We start from the raw sequence: 17,610 nt of genomic DNA on the forward strand, positions 1-17,610 counted from the left end.
GGGGCGGTGGGGTAGAGGGCCGGGTCGCGGGGCGGCGCCCCGCCCCTCGGAAGCCGCGCCGCAGCCCGGACACAGCGACGCCGACCTCGGCCCGGGCCGAGGCCGGCGGCCGGTCGCCCCACACGACGTCCACGAGCCGCCCCACCGGCACCGGCCGGTCCGCGTCCAGAAGCAGCGCGGCCAGCACCAGCCGCGCCCGCCCGCCGCCGAGGTCCACCGGCTCACCGTCGACCCCGGCCCGCAGCGGCCCCAGGATCCGAGAACTCACGCGCTCCGACACCGTCGGGTCTCCCTCTACGTAGGCGGTTCGTCGCGGGGTGCGGGGTATGCCCCGAACGTTAGACCCCGGCCCGCCCAGCGGGTTCGCCGCGCGCCGTTCAGAACGTTCAGAACAGCGAACGCCCAGGTCAGCAGCGCCGCGTGACCGCCGGGTCGGGCGCCTCCCCGACCCGAACCTCGGACGCGGGAACGTATCCCCACCGGTGCAGTTCGGGCCGTCCCGTCGCCCGGTCGCCCTGCGTGTAGTACCAGACGTCGTTGCCGCCCGGATGCGCCTGGCCGCGCGTCCAGCAGATGAACCAGCTCGGGTCGGTCTCCAGCACGGCGACCTCGGTACCGAACGCCGCCTTCTCGTACACGCCGACCCGGGGCCGGTTCGGACACTGGAACAGGGAGGGCCAGGTCCGCTTCATCCGCAGGTCCTCGATGGAGCCGCGCACGTGCTGGCACCCGGCGCCGGAGGAACCGCCCACGCCCCCGGCGGCGAACCAGACGACCATCCCCGCCACCAGAAGAACGACGGCCCCGACGGCCGCGCCCCACCGCCCACGCCACCACGCCCGCCGCGCCGGGGAGCCGGGCCCGTCGAGCAGCCGCAACTGCGCGATCCATTTGGCGGCCTCCGCCTCGGGCGCCGGCCACTCCCCGTACCGCAGACACGCCTCGACGAACCGGACCGTGGCCGTCTCCGGCGGCCGGGTCAGCGGATTCTTCCCGATCAACGTCGAGACGGCGGCGGGCGACAGCCCCTCACTGCGCCCGCAGAGGGCGCGGTACTTGGGCCGTCCGCACCACTCGTGCAGTGCGCGGAGCTTGGCGGTGAACTCCGTCCAACTGGACGCGGCCTCGGGAGCGGGCAGGGGACCGGGCACAGCGGGCAAGAAGCACTCCTGTGGTCGAGCGGGGGCGCACCCATTGTGCCTACCCACTCACACAGGCGCTCGCTCCCCGATCAGCGAACCGGCCACAACCGCACGTACTCGTCCCCGTGCCCGGACGCCAGCGTCCTGCCGTCCGGGCTGAACTCCACCCACCCGACGAGGGGGTGTGGAGCCGAACAGTGGAACTGTGCGGCTAGCCGACGGCTTCTCGGAGTTGGCGGAGATGGTCCAGGTACTCGGCCGCGCTCGGCTCTGTTCCGTACTGCTCCTTGAGAGCGGCTCCGAGTTCACGGGACACCATGAGCAGGCTCGGCAGCGACCGGCGTTCGCCCTGAAGAGCGCGTTCCCCGAAGTGGACGGCCCTGTCCAGGTCGCCGACCCTGGCGGCGACCAGCCCGAGGGTGAGACGCGCCTCCGCGTTGCGCATCGGCGAGCGCTCGACTCCACTCGCTTCCGTCCCCAGCCGGAGGACGTCGCGGGCATAGGTCGCCGCGAGCTTGTTCTCGGGTGCGTTCGACGGCCGGCCATCACCGAGCCACCGGTAGCAGTCCATGGAGTAAAAGTCCCACTTGGACGGGTCCACCGCGAAGTGGTTGTCCAGGTTGTCCGGGTAGGGCATTCGTTCCAGCAGCATGCGCCCCCGATCCAGGGCGAGTTGGACCTGTTGACGGTCACCCATACGAGCCCATGCCTTGGCCTTCTGGGCGTGGAGCTGCACGGCCGCCCGCGACTGGGGCGCTACGGCGCAACCGGCGTCTGCTGCTGCGATGACGCCCCGGAAGTCCCCCCGCGTGAGTGCGAACCAGGCGCGCATCTCGTACGCCCACGCCATGACCTCGGTGTCGCCCGCCTCTTGGCCGAGACTGAGCGCCGCCCGCCGGGTCGCCTCGGCCGCCGCCTGGTCGGCGGTGTCGTACTCGACGCACCCGACCAGCGCCGCGAGCCACCCCGCAAGGGAAAGGACTTCACGACGGTGGGCCGGCGGGGCCCGGTCCAGCAGCGCCGTGACGCGGCCGAGCCAGGCCCGCCCCTCGACGAGCAGCTGCTCCGCGGGCAGGTGCGCGTACTCGCTGCACAATCGGTCAACGGTGATGCGCAATCCTTCGAGGACGTCCGACCCAACCGGGCCCGTGCGCAGGCAGGCGATCAGCTCCGCCGTGTTCATGCCGGTTCCGGTGACCAGTTCGGCGTGGCCGTCCCGGCGCCCGGCCTCCGGCCAGATCGCGGCGGCGACCGTCCCGAAGGTCCTGGCGATCAAGGGCCGGTCGTCTTCCTCAGGAGTCGTCTCCCCGCTCTCCCACTCGCGGACGCGCCGCAACATCGACGCTTCGCCCGGCAACCGCCGGTCGGCATGAGCCCGTAGCGCCTCGACGAACCGGGACGCGTCCCAACCCCGAGCCTCTCGCTCGGCAGCGATCCGCTTCGCCCACTCCGGCCGCCCGTCCGTCACGAGACGCTCCTCCCGCTCCGGCGCCGTCTCCAGTCTGCGCACGTCGCCCCCACTGATGCGAGGCGCGACGAGCAGCTTCCTGAATCATCACCAGCGCCACCCCACGCAACCGTCCAGAACGACGACGGCAGACCCACCAGCCAGCGGTTCCGGGGCAAACGAGAGCCCCGGAACCCTCAAGGCCCGGGGCCACTCACAGTTCAGGTCGGGAAGGTCAGCGCTTCAGGGACGCCACCAGGGCCGCGAATTCATCACGCCCCACCAGCAGCTTCGGCCCCTCCGGATCCTTGGAGTCGCGGACGGCGATTGCCGCAGAAAGTCCAGCGACCTCGACGCACGCGCCGCCATTGCCCGAACTGCGCGACGACTTGCGCCAAGCCGCCTTACTCACGTCCATGATCTTCTCCCATGATGCGGCGGATGAGTTCCGCCGACTGCTTCACCGGCAACGCCGACGACTTGATCGACTCGTAGCACGTGACCCAGTGGCTCAGGTCATCTGGACGTTCGATGAACCGTCCGCCTGTCAGATCTTCAGCGTATGCCACTGTCACCCCGTCGGTGAGAGTCAACAGGATGAAGGAACAGGTGAGTCCAGCGTGGGCACCGGTATCGAACGGAAGGACCTGGACGGTGATCTTGGGGTGCTCGACGGCATCGAGCAGGTATGCCAACTGGTCACGCATGATCTTGGCGGTGCCGATCGGGCGCCGTAGCACGGTCTCGTCCACCACGGCCCACAGGGTCGGCGCTTCTGGCTCCGAGAGGAACCTCTTGCGCTCCATGCGCGTGGCGACGAGTGCCTCGACCTCCTCGTCTGTGTCGCCGGGACGTCCCGCACGGAGGAGTACTCGGGCGTAGTCGGGCGTCTGGAGGAGACCTGGGATGCACGATCCCTCGTACCAGCGGATCATGCCGCTCTTCTTCTCGACCTCCAGGTACTCGGCGAACCCGGCCGGGAAGCGCTGCGCCTTCCTGAAGTCCAGTGCGCGCAGCAATGCGCCGCCCGTTTCGAGTTCGAGGTCGCATGCCGTAGTCGTCCTTGATCCCCCACTCGGCGAACAGGTCGGCGAGGAACGTCCGGGCGAGGCGTGGGGCCTGGTCGTCGGGGTCGAGGACGAGCGTGGGCGGGACCTCTGGAGCAAGTGCAGGTGCGGACATCGGGCACGACCTTCGTGTGGGGTTATCTCGAAGCGTCTTCCAGCGTGGGACGGTAAAGCTACGGTCGGTAGGCGAATGGCGACGCTTCGGAGAAGCTCTGGAGTCGACCCGAGATCGTTTGAAGCTCTTGAAGTCCGGCATATCGAACGAGAGGACCGCATGGACCCCTACAGCCCCCAGGCCAGTATGGGGCCGCGAACTACGGCACTACCGCACCAAGGCCGGGCGCACGCAGGCCGAACTCGCCGAACGCATCAACTTTTCGGAGTCGCTGATCTCTGGTGCGGAGACCGGTCAGATTCCGGCCTCCGTTCCGTTCGCCAAGGGTGGGCCGGCTCGTGGTCTGCGAGCTGGTCACCAACAGCTTCCGGCACGGGAAGGGCCAGATCGTCGTCCGGATCTTCCGCGACGAGCGCGACGGTCTCCCGGTGGTGGAGGTGTGGGACGCCGGAGAGGGGCGGCCGGAGATCCAGGTGGAGAACTACGCCGCCACGGGCGGCCGCGGCCTCCTCCTCATGGCCGAACTCGTCCGGGAGTGGGGCGTCCGTCCGCTCAATGAGGGCGGAAAGGTCGTCTGGGCGAAACTCGACCAGCCCTGACCCGCAAGGACGACCCTCATGAACGAGCCCGTCACGCTGCTACTGCTCCAGCACCTTTTCCCCGCGTGGACGATCACGCAGGACGGGGGTATCTGGACGGCTGCCGGCCGCATCCTCGTATCGTCCAGCGACGTCGACGGCTTGCTCGCCAAGCTCCACATCGCGGACCCCGACGCCGTCCACCGGGCGGTCTCCCTCCTGAAGGAAGGCTGATCGCCCAGTGCCCGTGGGCAGGTGGCTCCTCACTCGGGGGACTCAGCGTTTGGTCTCGTACCTGGTCAGGAGGATGCCGTCGGGGAACGTCCGGGTCTCCGCCAGGTTCAGGTCCACCCAGTTGTCCAGGGCCGTGAAGAACGGCTTGCCGCCGCCCACCAAGACCGGTGCGGTGACCAGCACGTACTCGTCGATCAGCCCGGCCCGCATCGCCGCCGCGGCGAGTGTGGCGCCGCCGATGTCCATGGGGCCGCCGTCCTCGGCCTTGAGCCGGGTGATCTCGGTGACCGCGTCGCCGGTGACAAGGCGGGCGTTCCAGTCGACCGTGCTGATCGTCGAGGAGAACACCGCCTTCGGCATGTCCCGCCAGCGGCGGGCGTACTCCTTCTCCGCAGGGGTGGCGCCGGGCTGCTGGTCGGCGGTCGGCCAGTGGGAACTCATCGCCTCCCACAGTCCGCGCCCGTACAGCGCCAGGTCCGTCGACCCCACCCGGTCGGACCACCACTGGAACAGCTCGTCACTCGGCACACTCCAGCCGAGGTCGTCCCCGGGCGCCGCGACGTATCCGTCCAGGCTCAGGTTCATGGCGAAGGTCAGTTTCCGCACGGCGTCAGCCTCCTGTGAGTCGGTACTCCGCGTACAGACCACCACGGCGCACAGAAATCACCGGTCACGGCGGCGCTGGAACGACCGGAGCAGTCCGTTGGACTACCCGACCTTGTTCGACTTGGTCCGGTTGCAGCGCCAGCACAGGGTCTGGAGGTTCCCCTCAACGGAGAGACCACCCTTGGAGACGGGGATGATGTGGTCCACCTCCAAGAGCAGATGGGGCTCTGCCGCGATCGACACCGAGCAGTACTTGCACGTGTAGTTGTCGCGCGCCTTGATGCGCTCTCGCAGAGTGGCGGTCATCAAGGCGCGCTGCCCTGCCGCGCTCTTCCGCCAGCGGATCTTCTGTGAGAGCGTCTCGACCAGGGCGTCGATCGTCCGGGTGTCCAGTGTGATCCTCGTGCGCTGTGAGCTGTTGCCGCCGGCGCTGACGTACTCGAAGACATAGACGGGATACGGAACACTGATCGGGGAAAGTTCGACTCCGACGCGTCCCATGAACTCCCGGGCATAGTGCTTCAGAATGAAGGCCGGCGGGTTGATGGACCGGGCGATGTCCCTCTCGCGTTCAGCCAGGTTGGACACCGCGTTCTCGAGCCTGGAGATCTCTTCACCAAGAGTCTCCACTTCCGTCAGCCTGGCCTCGGTGGCCTTGATGTCGAAGTACTTCATCAGGTACTTGAGTGGATCGGCGCTGGCGTTCCGGACGACCTGCAGCGAACAGTTGTGCACGTTCGGGGCAGCGTAGTTTGCCACATTCCGGTCACGGCGATAGTTCCAGTGACTCGTGTTCTCGAAGGCCGCCAGGTTCGCCCGGCCTCCCGTGGACGACGCGCCGAGCTGAAACGAGCCCCTGCTATGGATCTCCGATGTGTACTCCGTTACCTCGTTGTGCTCAACGACCACAGCGGCGATCTCGGCCTTGTGAGCGAGGAATTCCTCGCTGGCGAAGTACCGGTATTTTCGGATCTCCCGAATCACCAGATATGTCGGGTACGCCAGCACCATCACGAGGACGACGAACCAAAGCTCCATGACGGTCATGCTAGCGGCAAGTACCGACAGTCTCTCGGTGAACGAATCGACCCCGCATGGAACTTCTGTGCCCGGCAGCGTCATCACACGGCCATGCCTTGTGAGAACGCCGCCCTTCAAGGGCACGACAGGAAATTTCGCACGATATCCGACTTACGAGGTTTCGGCGTGTCACAGGACACGCCGCACAATAGAGAGGCCCCATGGATAGCCGAACGCCTCTTCGAGTCCAACTTCGCCGAGCCGGGCGCTCAATGGCGTCCGTACGTGAAGCCGGGTGGGATCACGAGGAGTCCGCCGTCTACGTCTGGCGCTCCGTGCGAGCGACCGGCGACACCAAGACCAAGACGTCCCGCCGTACACTCAAGCTCTCTCGACGGTGCGTCGGGGCGTTGCGGGACCTCTGGGCGAGCCACTCGGAACCGCCCGCTTCGAGTCGTTGCTCTTCCCCGGTGAGGCCAGCGCCGTCCGGGGTGCGATGACCGTGCTTCGGGCTTTCCGTCGCGAGGTACTCGCCCCAGCAGGGACTGGAACCGGACGAGTAGGGGCTGGTTGTGGCCTAGGGGCTCCGGGGGTCGCCCCCGGCGGATACTGCGGGCCCCGGCGAAGACGGAGCGAAGCCCGTCGAGTAGGCGAGGTCGCCTCGCTCCCGCGATTGGACTCGAACAGGCCACACCAGCAGAGACGGGTGTCGGACCGGCCGGACGTCTCAAGTCAGGACGCCACAGGCGTCCACTGGAGTCCACACGCGTCCACCCCGGTAGGTACTCACTTCGGTACTCGCTCCGAGTCTCTGGGCTTGCTCGGCGCCTCGCCGACTAGGGAAGCGGGGATGTCGTCCGTGGTGATGATCTGGTCGGCGCCGATGAAGCGCCTAGTAACCAGGACGCCCGCCTCATGGACATCCCTGCCGGCATGGCTCGCGGAAGCATCCTCGACCAGCCACGGGTTCAAGTCGAGTTCGAATGCGTCTACGGCCGTCTTGAGAACGCAACTCTCCGTTGCGATGCCGCACACGTAGATATCCGTCCAACCGCGTTCACTGACCAGCGATCGCCCCTTTTCGTCTCCAAAGAGACTATAGACCGTCTTATCGATGATGGCCGTTGCCTTTGCGGCGAGCGACTCAAGTTCGGGGACGATGTCTATTTGAGGGGAGGTACGAAGTTCTTTCCATTTGATCAATCGCTCAAATGGGCTGCCCTCATAGTTGAGGTAGCGCGTGAAGATGACATCACCACCTGCCGCCTGCCAGCGTTCGACTAGGTCGGCTATCACCGGTACGACGTGGCGCGACTCTTCGCGAACGAAACCGTTTTGAACATCCACAACGACCAGCACGGAACTTCTTGAGGTCACCGTATCCCCTAACTCTGCGACTGACGGGCTATGTCTATGGCTTGGTCGAGGTGTTCCAGCAGTCCGCTAGTCCTTACGATCGCATCTCTCATCGAGCGATGCTGCCCCGTTTCCTGCGGTCGAGGGTTTACGAGACGAGACCTTGCGCCACGTAGGAAGCGCCACCCGTGCACATCAGGCAGGACCGGATCAATGCCAAATTCAATCTGCCGGTTGATGTACTCGCAGTAGGCCCATACCGCTTGCGTTGCCAACTCGCATGCGACTAGATCGCCCTCGGCTAGAGCTTGGTTCGGCGAAATGGGATGATAGACCACGCCCGACCATGCAGCGTAGCCGATGGACACGCCGCTAAGCCCAAAGGGTTCGATCCCGCTCCCGTCGTGACCACTGGCAAGGACTCTGCGCTCCGCCCGTTCCGCCTCTCCCCTGTCGCTCTCCAGTAGACGCGATTCGCGCTGCAACAGGATTCTTGGTGTGCAAATCGTCCGCAAGGCGTCATCGAGCTGGCCATGCGCCCACTCCGGTTCAGTGACCCAGTACGCACTGAGCACATACGACGCGCTAACGTCCTCGGCACCGGTCAACTGTCGCAGGTTTGTAGTTGCCCATGCCAGATTCTCGGCGTAACTCCGCATTCTCCACAGGGCGAGGCTGGCAATATTGGGCATCGTAAGATCTTCGACGAGGTGGAATATTGCGACCCCAAAGGGCCAGATGTGCAACTCACATTGCCCGGACGAGTGCGCATAGGGTGCCGACCGGCAAGATATCCAGTGCGAATCGTCAGCCACTCGCGCATCGCATGCACTGATGGCCCGTTGAGCAGCCTCAACCCCTACGAATGCGGCGATGAATTTATGCGACCGCGCAGAAAATCCCGCGAGTTCACCAACAGTATTCGAATCGCCCCGCGGAAGGGGAACCGTACGGAGTGCCCGCTCTATACGCTCCGTCTCCGCCACCTCGCGCGCTTCTGCGCGCCGGATCTTCTCTATCTCTTGATAGCTATAGGTGAGGGCGCCACCAGCATTAAGAAGTTTGTCGCATCCTTGCCAGAACAGTTCAGAGCAACTATCGCCACGTTCCGCGCCAGCGACACGCGGACGGGAGTAGCCGAGCAGGCCAGCAAGCTCTTGCTGTGTGTAACCAGAAGCCTCACGAAAGCCGCGAAGCTTCCGACCTAGCACTTTCCTCGCTTCTGCAACCGCATCGGTGGCCATGGGGGTGGGGTCTCCGAGAGCAAGTTGGGGGCGATGTCAGCCGAATGTCAGTGAAGTGTTCGAGCCCATGGTTCGAGCTTTCGACCATCCCACCTGACAACAGAACCTTGATGACATGACGAAGCGATCACCCGCCCGACTCTGCCGAGGGGAGGCGATTAAGCAAGTGCGCCAAGGCTCTCTCGACGTCGTCCAACTCCGACCGCGACCGGTGGAGCTGGGCACGAATCTTCGTGAGTTCGTCTCGCACGTCGGGTTCAGCCTCGCCGCGAACACACACGTAGGCACCGCTCGCCGGCCGGATCGTCACGAGTCCTTCTTTGGCGAGAAGCTGCACGGCCGCCGCCGCGGTGTTGGTCGCGACGTCGTAGCGGTCCGCGAGCTGTCGATACGAGGGCAGCTTGCGACCCGGTGGATACCGTGTCCCCTCCTCGATCTCGGCGCGAAGGAGACTCGCGACACGTCGGCTTGGTAGCCGCTCATCATCTCTGTCCGCCACGAAACCACCCTACCCAACTGTCTTGAGACGGGCCCTTGACGAGGGATCCCGGTGCGCCTACTGTCTCAATACAGAACGACTGGCTTGAGTCAGTTGCTTCCCCTGGAGGTACGCCAGATGTTCCCGCAGAAGTCCAGCAAGATCCCGCAGTGGCTCGCCGGCATCGCGGTCGCCATCTTCGCGATCAACAACCCGGAGAAGGCCGCGAACCTGGTCAACCAGGTGATTCACGCGATCAGCACCTTCGCCGGTTCGCTGGGCTGACCCGCGATGACCATCTACCGCTCACAGACGCTCGCCCTCGGCGCACAAGCCGCCACGCACGCCGCCGAGGGCCGCGCCGCCCGACCGCTCACTGACTCCAACGAGGTGCCCGTGTCCCGTTCCCTGTCCCCGTTCGTTGCGCTGGCCGGTGTCGACCTGCGCGGTAAGCCCATCACGGGCGCTCAGTGCCGGTTTGACCCTGACTTGCACACCGGCCCGGACGGCGTCGAGTCGCCGGACGAGCGCGCGGCCCGTGAGTTGGTGGCCGCCGAGGTGTGCGAGTCCTGCCCGCTGCGCGGCGCGTGCTTCGAGCTGGCGATGCGGACCCGCCCCGAGTACGGGGTGTGGGCCGGTTTCACCACCGCCGAACTCGCCACGCTCGCCAACCTCGACCCGACCGCCAACGACCTGGGCGAGGTGGCGTGATGTTCGGCGCCGACCCGCATGCCCGGATCCGCGTCCTGATCGCCGTGGTGTTCCTCGCGCTCGCCGGCGCGGTGCTGCTGCTGGGAGGCATCCAGTGAAGATCCGCCTGACCGGCCCGCCCGCCGAGGTCGACACCGCCGCCGCCCGCATCGCCAGCGTGGTGACCGTTCTGGAGACCTCCCGGCCCTACCCGCGCCGTGGGAACTCGGCGCTGGTCTCCCTCTACCTCGACGTCACTCTCGACGCGCCCGCCGAGGGCGCCCCGACCGACCCGACCGGCGACACGCGCCGGTGATGCCGAGGGCCCGGGACGCCCGAACGACCAAGAACGCGACGCCCCGGGTTCCTCCTCAACGGAAGGAAGTTCCAACGATGGCCGACAAGCCGACGACCGGCAAGTCCTCGACGTGGCCCAACGGTGAGCCCAAGTCCGTCCGGGACGCCTACGACGCCGCACAGTCCGGCAAGAAGAAGTGAGCGCCGCCATGATGTTCACCTACGACGACGCCGACGACCGCGCCGGCGCCTCCGACGGCGTCAGCCGGTTCGGGGTGTACCTGCGCCGCTACCCCAAGCTGTTCGCATCCCCGGACGGCGACGGCACGGTGACCGGTGACCCGGTCGAGTTCGCCGCCGCCGCGTGGCAGGTCGCGACCTCGCCGACCATGGCGCCGCCCTACCTGCACTGGACGGCCGAACGCCTCCAGGCCGTGACCTTCACCGGCAGCGAGCACGCGCCCGCGCTGATTGCCCGCGTGCAGGTCGCCACGCCTCGCCCGGCCGCGCTCGCCGAGGTGGCCGGGTTCGCCGAGTGGGACCGCGGCGACTGGTGGGAACGCGGCTACTACGTCCCCACCGACGCCGTGCTGTCCCTGCGTCCGGCGATGCTGACCAGCACCCTGCTGGTGTTCCACATCCCCGCCGCCGACCTGTACGCCCCCACCGACACGCCCGACCTGCTGACGGTGGCCGACGCCAAGGCGTCGGTGAAGCGGCTGGCCGCGCTACTGGACACTCGCCTGTCGCCGGTGCTGGCCGCCCTCGACGCGCCGAGGGAGGGCCGATGACCGCCTTGATAGTGGTCCTGGCCGCGCTCGCCGCGGCGTGCTGGGTGTGTGCCTCGCCGGTCCGGTTGGCCGCCGCCGGTGTCGTGCTGCTGATCACGCACCCGGCGCCGACCGTCGCCCTGACGACTGTGGCGGCTGTGGTGGTCACGGCGTACGCCGGGCACATGGCCTATCGGACGTTGCGCGCCGAGGGCTGGCACCTGGTCACCGTGCAGCGCCCCGACCTCGCCCCGGTGGGGGGTGTGACGGCATGACCCGCCGCCGTAGCTCCGCCCGGTTCTTCGACCCGACCGGCGCCCGGTACGGGATCCCCACGTGGCCGTGGCGCATGGCCCCCGGCCACCTGCGCACCCGCCGCCAGCTGGCCGCCGAGGGGCTACGTCCGGGCGGTCAGGAGATCGCCGGTCAGGTGCTGTGGAACTCGCGCCGCTACAACGCGCCCGGCGGCGTGCGCGCCGCCTACCTGTACGACGTCCGGTTCGCGCTGCCCAAGCGCGTGCCGTCCGAGCGTCAGCGCATCGCGCTCGGCAAGGCGCTGGCCGCCCGCCGGCACTGCCCCGAGTGCGGGCGCGACGCCGGATACGTCCTGCCCCGCCACCTCGGCACCTGCCTTGAGTGCGCCGAGGGCGCCGACCTCGCCGGAGCGGAGGTGACCGCGGCATGACCACCCCCACGCCCACGCCCGTCTACGGCGCCGCGCCCCGCCGGACCCTGCACGCCGGTCCGGTCAAGCGCTGCCCGTCCTGCCGCACCCGGCTGGACGGCGGCCCGGTCCGCTTCCGCTGCGAGGCGTGCGGACGGTCGGTGATGGCCGCCGACCTCGACACCGAATACCACCCCGCCGACGCTCCGACCGGCCGCCCGGCCGGCGACCGTCCCGGCGTCGACTCCGGCCCGGTCCGGACCGCCCCCGATGGGAGGCACACCGCATGACCGCCACACCGTTCCACGTCTCGGCGAACCTCGGCGCACAGGCCACCAACCCGCACGCCGCCGACCACGCCGCGATCCCGCTCCGACCGCTGACGTCCTCCAACGAGGTCCCGACCGACCCGCCCGCCTCGCCGCCGCCCTCGCCCGGCCCCGCCGAGGGCGCCGAGGGGGGTGCGTCGCAGGGGCGGGCGCTGACCAGTAACGAGTTCACCGCGGTTGCCGTGGTGGCCGCGCTGGTGGCCGTGCTGGGGCTGTTGGGGTTCGTCAACAGCTTCGCCGCGGTGGCCGACGCCGCCCGGCCGTCGTTCGGGCGGCTGGCGTGGTCGGTGCCGATCGGTATCGACCTGGGCATTGCGATCTTCGCCGCCCTCGACATCGTGTTGGCCCGGCTCGACATGCGGGTTCGGTGGCTGCGGCTGGTCCCGTGGGCGCTGACCGCCGCGACCGTGTATCTCAACGTCGCCGAGCAGTCGACGGCGTTCGGGCGCCTCGCCCACGCCATGCTCCCGGCGCTGTGGGTGTGCGCGGTGGAGATCGCCGCGCACGTGATCCGGATCCGCGCCGGCATCGCCAACGGCACCCGCATGGACGGCATCCGCCCGTCCCGCTGGATCCTCGCGCCGTGGCCCACGCTCAAGCTGTGGCGCCGCATGGTGCTGTGGGAGATCCGCTCCTACCCCGACGCGCTTGCCCGTGAACGCGCCCGCGTCCTGGCCCTGACCGACCTGCAAGACGCCTACGGGCGGTGGGCATGGCGCCGCCGCGCCCCCCGCCGGGTGCGCGCCCTGTACCGGCTCGGCGACCTCGCCCCCGCGGACGGGGGACCGGCCGCCGAGGTGACCGCCGTCCCGTCCGCCGGACCGGTGGCGGACCGTCCGGGCGTCGCCGAGGTGGACCGTCCGGCACTGGAGTCCGGACCGTCCACCCTGCCGACCGGTGGACCGTCCGCCGGACCGTCCGGGACGGGCAAGCGGACGGGCGCACCCAAGAAGGTGGGCGGTCCCGGTGGACGGTCCGCACGTCCGTCCCGCAAGACGGGCAAGGCCGCCACGCCGCCGCCGGACGTGGACGACCTCATGCCGCTCGGGTGGCGCATCGCCGCCGACCTCGCCGAGTCCGGCCAGCCCCTGACCCGCAACGCACTGGCCGTCCGACTGCGTGCCGCTGGACAGAGCGCCGGTAACGCCCGCGTCGGTGCCCTGCTGGCCCGCCTCAAGACCGAAGTGCCCACCTACCCCACCGACGTCCCGACCAGCGCTGTCCCGGCCATCGAGGGTATCGCCGCGGCGCCGTCCGCCGAGGGAGAGAACGCATCATGAACCACGCCAAGGCCATGGGCGAAGTCGTCCGCCTGCCCGTCCGCCACGCCGACGACGCCGCCGAGGTGGCGCCCGACCTCGACGCCCCGACCGCCGGACCCGACGGGATCGGCAACGGCGCCCCGCCGACCGACCCGCCCCACCCGACGCCGGTCCCGTCCGGCGACGGGGACGACGGCACGGATGACGGCGAGGCGCTTGAGGGCCGCGTGCTGGTGGACCGTCCCGATACGTTCCGGCCGGACGTGCGCGCCCGCCGGATGACCGGCGAGCGTGCGCAGCGACGCCCGATCATCGCCCCGTGGCTGCGCGACCGCAGCGAGGCACGCGCCACCGTCCGGTGGGCGGTCGGGTACGCCGGTCACGTCACCGGGTACCACGCCGTCCGGATCCCGCTCTACGGCTTGCGGCTGGCCGGACGCTCGCCGCGTGGCCTGTTCCGGGTGGTGGCCGGTACGTGGCGGTGGACGTTCGACATGGACGCCCGGCCGCTGCGTACGCACGCCATCGACCGCCGCAACGACGAGGCGTACTTGAAGTTGATGAGCGAGCGCAACGACCGCGTCCGCGCCCGCCTCATGGTGACCGGCGCCGGTGTGGTCGGTGGCGGGTTGGCCGCTGCGTCGGTGGCCGCCGCCGGTGGCGTCACCCAAACCGCCGTCCTGGCCGCGCTGGTGTTCCTGCTCGGGTGGATCGGTACCCCGACCGACCGCCGCATCCTGGACACCGCGGTTGTCTCGACCAAGGCGCCCAAGCTGACCAGTGAGATTGTCGTGCGGGCGCTGGCCGCGCTCGGCAACGCCGAGATCAACAAGGCGGTAGGCAAGGGCGGATCCGGGATCACCTTCCCCGCGCCGATCACCCGTGACGGCCCCGGATGGCGCGCCGAGGTCGACCTCCCGTACGGCGTGACCGCGACCGACATCATGGAACGCCGCGACCGCCTCGCCTCCGGCCTACGCCGCCCCCTCGGCTGCGTGTGGCCCGAACCCGCCCACCACCAGCACGCCGGACGGTTGGTGCTGTGGGTCGGTGACCAGGACATGAACCAGGTCCGCCCGCCGGTGTGGCCGCTGGCCAAGACCGGCGCCACCGCCGACGTGTTCAAGGCCATCCCGTTCGGCACCGACCAGCGCGGACGCCCGGTCACGCTCACCCTGATGTACGCCAACATGCTGATCGGCGCCATGCCCGGCGCCGGCAAGACCTTCGCGCTCAAGGTCCCGCTCCTGGCCGCCGCCCTCGACCCCACCGCGCAGCTTCGCGTGTTCGAACTCAAGGGCACCGGTGACCTGGACTTCGCCGAGAAGGTCGCCCACCACTACGGATCCGGCCCCGACGACGTCACCATCGGCGAGTGCCTCGCCAGCCTGCGCGAGGTCTACAAGGACCTGGAGAGGCGCGCCAAGACCCTGGCCGGACTGCCCAAGGACGTCCGCCCGGAGAACAAGGTCACCCCGCAACTGGCCGCGTCCACCACCTACGGTCTCGGGCCGCTGGTGTTCGTGGTGGACGAGTGCCAAGAGCTGTTCTCCCACCCCGAATACGGCAAAGAGGCCGGCGAACTGGCCACCGCGATCATCAAGCGTGGCCGCGCCCTCGGCGTCATCCTGCTGCTCGCCACCCAGCGCCCGGACAAGGACTCATTGCCGACCGGCATCTCGGCGAACGTGGGCATCCGGTTCTGCCTGCGCGTCATGGGCCAACTCGAAAACGACATGATCCTCGGCACCTCGATGTACAAGAACGGGATCCGAGCCACCACCTTCACCAAGCAAGACCGCGGCATCGGCTACCTCGCCGGCGAGGCAGACGAACCCCAGATCGCCCGCGGCTACTACCTCGACGGCCCCACCGCCGACCGCATCGCCGACCGCGCCCGCACCGCCCGCAAAGCCACCGGAACCCTCACCGGCTACGCCGCCGGCGAGGACACCACACCCGCCGAGGACGGTTCGTCGCTGCTGGACGACGTGGCCGCCGTTCTGCTGCCCGGCGAGGACAAGGTGTGGTCCGAGACCGTCGTGACCCGCCTCGCCGAACTACGCCCCGCGACCTACGGCGCATGGGGCGACCTCGACCCGACCGGCAAGGCCAAGCACCTGGCCGCCGCACTCAAACCGCACGGCATCGCCACCGGACAGATTTGGGGACAGGACCAAACCGGCAAGGGCGGCAACCGCCGCGGCATCACCGCCGCGGACATCCTCGACGCACTCAACGACCACGGCGACGCCGCTCGGTGACGCCCGACCGGCCCTCGCTAGGTCTAGCGGCCCCCACCGCTAGACCTAGCGGCCCGGCTAGCGACCCAAATCCGCCACCACCAGCGATCAAGCATCTAGCGGCCCCTACCTGCACCCATGCCAAAAACCGCCCTGGAGGCACCTGTGAGCCCCTTGCTCGCCACCGCTAGCCACACCGGCCCCAACCTCGGCGCGTGGCTGCTGCTCGCCGTCCTGGCCGCCGCCGGCTACCTGCTCCACTGCGTGATCTGGCCGTATCGGGCGTGCCGTAAATGCGACGGTGCGGGACGGTTCCGTTCCCCGTCCGGCCGCGCGTGGCGCTACTGCAACCGCTGCGGAGGCAAGGGTGCGCAGCTGCGCCCCGGCCGCCGCGTCTGGACCCACCTCAAGGGCATCGACCGCAACCGCCGCTAACCACCGACCGGCCCCGGCGGCGCCGCCGACCACCCGACAAACAGACGGACGGCCCGGCGCACAAGCCACCAAGCACGCCGCCGGACCGCCCTACCCCAACCGCTCACGTGCCCCAACGAGGACCCGCGAAATGGAGGTACACCCATCATGACGCACAACCCGCCCGACGTCCCGCCCGTCGAGCAATGGCCCATGCTGGCCGGACCCGACTGCCCCACCTGCCAGCGCCCCGCCGACGTGGCATGGATCGGCCCCGCCACCCTCGCCGACGGCGCCGAGGTCAACGTCTGGCGCTGCCGCGCCTGCCCCGCCGACTTCTCCATCCCGGTCGTCCGCTGGCCCGTCCTCGACGGCCCCGACTGCCCGCACTGCCGCACCGAGGTCACGTGCTGGGCCGCGCTCGCCCCCGACGCCCTCGGCGACCTGTGGACCTGCGAGCACGGCCACGAGTTCGTGCTCACGCCCGAGGGACGGATCATCCTGCCCGAGGACGCCACATGACCCGCCCGCACATGAGTGTGACCGTGCTGGAAGGGTTCGCCGGCGCAGGTGGACTGTCCGAGGGCGCCCGCATGATCGGCCTCGCCCCCACCCTCGGCTACGAGACCAACACCGACGCGTGCGCGACGGCCCGCGCCGCCGGACACCCCCGCGTGCAAGCCGACGTGCGCGCCCTCGACCCCGCCCACCTCGCCGACGCCGAGGGCTGGATCTCCGGACCGCCCTGCCCCACCTACGCCGCATCCGGCAAACGGTCGGGCCGCACCGACTACGCCACCGTCCTGGCCGCCGTCGAGCACCTCGCCGACAGCCACCACCCGCGCCGGACCCTGGACGGCATCGCCGCCGAGGTCGCCGACCCGCGTACCGCGCTGGTCCTGGAAACCCTCGACCTCGCCCTCGACGCGCCGAACCTGCGATGGCTGGTGGCCGAACAGGTGCCCGCCGTCGCCGGCATCTGGCAGGAGCTCGCCGCCGAACTGGCCGCCTGCCACCGCTGGGACGCCTGCACCGTCCTGACCTTGCGCGCCGACGACTTCGGCGCCGCCACCCGCCGCACCCGCGTCTTCCTGATCGCCACCCGCGACGGCGCCCCCGACCTGACCGGCCTGCCCTACCGGACCCGGTGGGACTGCCACCGGTTCGGCCCCGGCCCAACCGACCGACCGCCCAACCCCGTCACCCCGTTCCCGCTCACCTCGATGGCCGCCGCCCTCGGCTGGCCGGACGGCGTGCGAGTCAACACCCGCGGCAACCGCCAAACGTCCGGCGGCAACGAGTTCGCCGCCGACCGGCCCGCGCAATCGCTGACCGGCAACGGCGCCCGCACCTGGTACCGCACCGACCTCGGACCCGTCGCCGGACGCCTCACCGACCGCGAGGCCGGACGGTTGCAGACCTTCCCGCCCGCCTACCCCTGGCAGGGGTCCCGCTCGTCACGGTTCCAGCGCATCGCCGACGCCGTGCCCCCGGTCATGGCCGCCGCCGTCCTCGGCGCCTCCACCCGACGCCCCTGGCAGCCCGCCGTCTGGCCGCTGGCCCTTATACACATATGACGCTGCCGACGAACGGGAGCGTGTTAGTCTTGGCGACTGCTCTACCATCACCTCACAACAAAGTAACAACACTACAA

At 69.3% G+C, this 17,610-nt stretch carries 23 protein-coding genes and 2 pseudogenes; 15 read left to right on the forward strand and 10 right to left on the reverse strand.

Annotated features, from left to right (window positions below):
* The 5 genes and pseudogenes from HUX53_RS29900 to HUX53_RS29920 all read right to left on the reverse strand — a co-directional run.
* Positions 1-268, reverse strand: a pseudogene (locus HUX53_RS29900) (regulator); the annotation flags it as partial.
* 139 nt (positions 269-407) lie between these two features.
* Positions 408-1,160, reverse strand: a complete 753-nt coding sequence (locus tag HUX53_RS29905; protein WP_176406568.1) for a hypothetical protein — start codon at positions 1,158-1,160, stop codon at positions 408-410.
* A gap of 193 nt (positions 1,161-1,353) precedes the next feature.
* Positions 1,354-2,652 carry an XRE family transcriptional regulator gene (locus tag HUX53_RS29910; protein WP_309237500.1) on the reverse strand — a complete coding sequence of 433 codons (1,299 nt, stop codon included), beginning with the start codon at positions 2,650-2,652 and terminating at the stop codon, positions 1,354-1,356.
* A 172-nt stretch (positions 2,653-2,824) separates the two neighbouring features.
* Positions 2,825-3,007, reverse strand: a complete 183-nt coding sequence (locus HUX53_RS29915) for a DUF397 domain-containing protein (RefSeq protein WP_176406569.1) — start codon at positions 3,005-3,007, stop codon at positions 2,825-2,827.
* Positions 2,994-3,608, reverse strand: a complete 615-nt coding sequence (locus tag HUX53_RS29920) for a DUF5753 domain-containing protein (RefSeq protein WP_176406570.1) — start codon at positions 3,606-3,608, stop codon at positions 2,994-2,996. The genes HUX53_RS29915 and HUX53_RS29920 overlap by 14 nt, the downstream gene beginning before the upstream one ends.
* Positions 3,609-3,787: 179 nt before the next feature.
* Between HUX53_RS29920 and HUX53_RS43165 the strand changes: the two are divergent.
* The 3 genes and pseudogenes from HUX53_RS43165 to HUX53_RS29935 all read left to right on the forward strand — a co-directional run.
* Positions 3,788-4,078 (forward strand): annotated as a pseudogene (locus HUX53_RS43165) (helix-turn-helix domain-containing protein); the annotation flags it as partial.
* 19 nt (positions 4,079-4,097) lie between these two features.
* The gene (locus HUX53_RS29930) at positions 4,098-4,370 is read left to right on the forward strand and encodes an ATP-binding protein (RefSeq protein WP_176406571.1); all 273 of its coding nucleotides are present in this window, start codon (positions 4,098-4,100) and stop codon (positions 4,368-4,370) included.
* A gap of 18 nt (positions 4,371-4,388) precedes the next feature.
* Complete coding sequence (locus HUX53_RS29935) at positions 4,389-4,583, forward strand: hypothetical protein (RefSeq protein ID WP_176406572.1); 195 nt, start codon at positions 4,389-4,391, stop codon at positions 4,581-4,583.
* Positions 4,584-4,625: 42 nt separating this feature from the next.
* Here HUX53_RS29935 and HUX53_RS29940 read toward each other — a convergent pair whose 3' ends face one another.
* The 5 genes from HUX53_RS29940 to HUX53_RS29960 form a co-directional block, all read right to left on the reverse strand.
* Positions 4,626-5,189 carry a dihydrofolate reductase family protein gene (locus HUX53_RS29940; RefSeq protein ID WP_176406573.1) on the reverse strand — a complete coding sequence of 188 codons (564 nt, stop codon included), beginning with the start codon at positions 5,187-5,189 and terminating at the stop codon, positions 4,626-4,628.
* Positions 5,190-5,291: 102 nt separating this feature from the next.
* Positions 5,292-6,227, reverse strand: a complete 936-nt coding sequence (locus HUX53_RS29945) for an HNH endonuclease (protein WP_176406574.1) — start codon at positions 6,225-6,227, stop codon at positions 5,292-5,294.
* A gap of 768 nt (positions 6,228-6,995) precedes the next feature.
* A complete protein-coding gene (locus tag HUX53_RS29950; RefSeq protein ID WP_309237501.1) occupies positions 6,996-7,568 on the reverse strand; it encodes an isochorismatase family cysteine hydrolase in 573 nt (190 codons plus the stop codon).
* Between the two features lie 26 nt (positions 7,569-7,594).
* A complete protein-coding gene (locus HUX53_RS29955) occupies positions 7,595-8,809 on the reverse strand; it encodes a helix-turn-helix domain-containing protein (protein WP_176406576.1) in 1,215 nt (404 codons plus the stop codon).
* 127 nt (positions 8,810-8,936) lie between these two features.
* Complete coding sequence (locus tag HUX53_RS29960; RefSeq protein ID WP_176406577.1) at positions 8,937-9,308, reverse strand: GntR family transcriptional regulator; 372 nt, start codon at positions 9,306-9,308, stop codon at positions 8,937-8,939.
* Positions 9,309-9,425: 117 nt separating this feature from the next.
* On the opposite strand from HUX53_RS29960, the gene HUX53_RS29965 reads away from it, so the two are divergent.
* From HUX53_RS29965 to HUX53_RS30020, 12 genes are all read left to right on the forward strand, one after another.
* Positions 9,426-9,572 carry a hypothetical protein gene (locus tag HUX53_RS29965; protein ID WP_176406578.1) on the forward strand — a complete coding sequence of 49 codons (147 nt, stop codon included), beginning with the start codon at positions 9,426-9,428 and terminating at the stop codon, positions 9,570-9,572.
* A gap of 6 nt (positions 9,573-9,578) precedes the next feature.
* Complete coding sequence (locus HUX53_RS29970) at positions 9,579-9,998, forward strand: WhiB family transcriptional regulator (RefSeq protein ID WP_176406579.1); 420 nt, start codon at positions 9,579-9,581, stop codon at positions 9,996-9,998.
* Between the two features lie 94 nt (positions 9,999-10,092).
* A complete protein-coding gene (locus HUX53_RS29975; RefSeq protein WP_176406580.1) occupies positions 10,093-10,293 on the forward strand; it encodes a hypothetical protein in 201 nt (66 codons plus the stop codon).
* A 178-nt stretch (positions 10,294-10,471) separates the two neighbouring features.
* Positions 10,472-11,065 (forward strand): hypothetical protein, encoded by a 594-nt coding sequence (locus tag HUX53_RS29980; RefSeq protein ID WP_176406581.1) that lies wholly within the window; start codon positions 10,472-10,474, stop codon positions 11,063-11,065.
* Positions 11,062-11,319, forward strand: coding sequence for a hypothetical protein (locus HUX53_RS29985; RefSeq protein WP_176406582.1), 258 nt, complete (start codon positions 11,062-11,064; stop codon positions 11,317-11,319). Before HUX53_RS29980 ends, HUX53_RS29985 begins: the two co-directional genes overlap by 4 nt.
* Positions 11,316-11,729, forward strand: a complete 414-nt coding sequence (locus HUX53_RS29990; protein WP_176406583.1) for an RRQRL motif-containing zinc-binding protein — start codon at positions 11,316-11,318, stop codon at positions 11,727-11,729. Before HUX53_RS29985 ends, HUX53_RS29990 begins: the two co-directional genes overlap by 4 nt.
* Positions 11,726-11,998 (forward strand): hypothetical protein, encoded by a 273-nt coding sequence (locus HUX53_RS29995; RefSeq protein ID WP_176406584.1) that lies wholly within the window; start codon positions 11,726-11,728, stop codon positions 11,996-11,998. Before HUX53_RS29990 ends, HUX53_RS29995 begins: the two co-directional genes overlap by 4 nt.
* Complete coding sequence (locus HUX53_RS30000) at positions 11,995-13,317, forward strand: DUF2637 domain-containing protein (protein WP_176406585.1); 1,323 nt, start codon at positions 11,995-11,997, stop codon at positions 13,315-13,317. Before HUX53_RS29995 ends, HUX53_RS30000 begins: the two co-directional genes overlap by 4 nt.
* The gene (locus HUX53_RS30005; RefSeq protein WP_255205770.1) at positions 13,314-15,563 is read left to right on the forward strand and encodes an FtsK/SpoIIIE domain-containing protein; all 2,250 of its coding nucleotides are present in this window, start codon (positions 13,314-13,316) and stop codon (positions 15,561-15,563) included. Before HUX53_RS30000 ends, HUX53_RS30005 begins: the two co-directional genes overlap by 4 nt.
* A 144-nt stretch (positions 15,564-15,707) precedes the next feature.
* Positions 15,708-15,977 carry a hypothetical protein gene (locus HUX53_RS30010; RefSeq protein ID WP_217920086.1) on the forward strand — a complete coding sequence of 90 codons (270 nt, stop codon included), beginning with the start codon at positions 15,708-15,710 and terminating at the stop codon, positions 15,975-15,977.
* A 147-nt stretch (positions 15,978-16,124) separates the two neighbouring features.
* Positions 16,125-16,478 (forward strand): hypothetical protein, encoded by a 354-nt coding sequence (locus HUX53_RS30015; RefSeq protein ID WP_176406586.1) that lies wholly within the window; start codon positions 16,125-16,127, stop codon positions 16,476-16,478.
* Positions 16,475-17,533: a DNA cytosine methyltransferase gene (locus HUX53_RS30020; RefSeq protein WP_176406587.1), complete on the forward strand. Its 1,059-nt coding sequence runs from the start codon at positions 16,475-16,477 to the stop codon at positions 17,531-17,533. The genes HUX53_RS30015 and HUX53_RS30020 overlap by 4 nt, the downstream gene beginning before the upstream one ends.
* The last annotated feature ends 77 nt before the right edge of the window (positions 17,534-17,610 follow it).

The sequence above is a fragment of the Actinomadura sp. BRA 177 genome, assembly GCF_013372625.1.
Classification (GTDB): domain Bacteria; phylum Actinomycetota; class Actinomycetes; order Streptosporangiales; family Streptosporangiaceae; genus Spirillospora.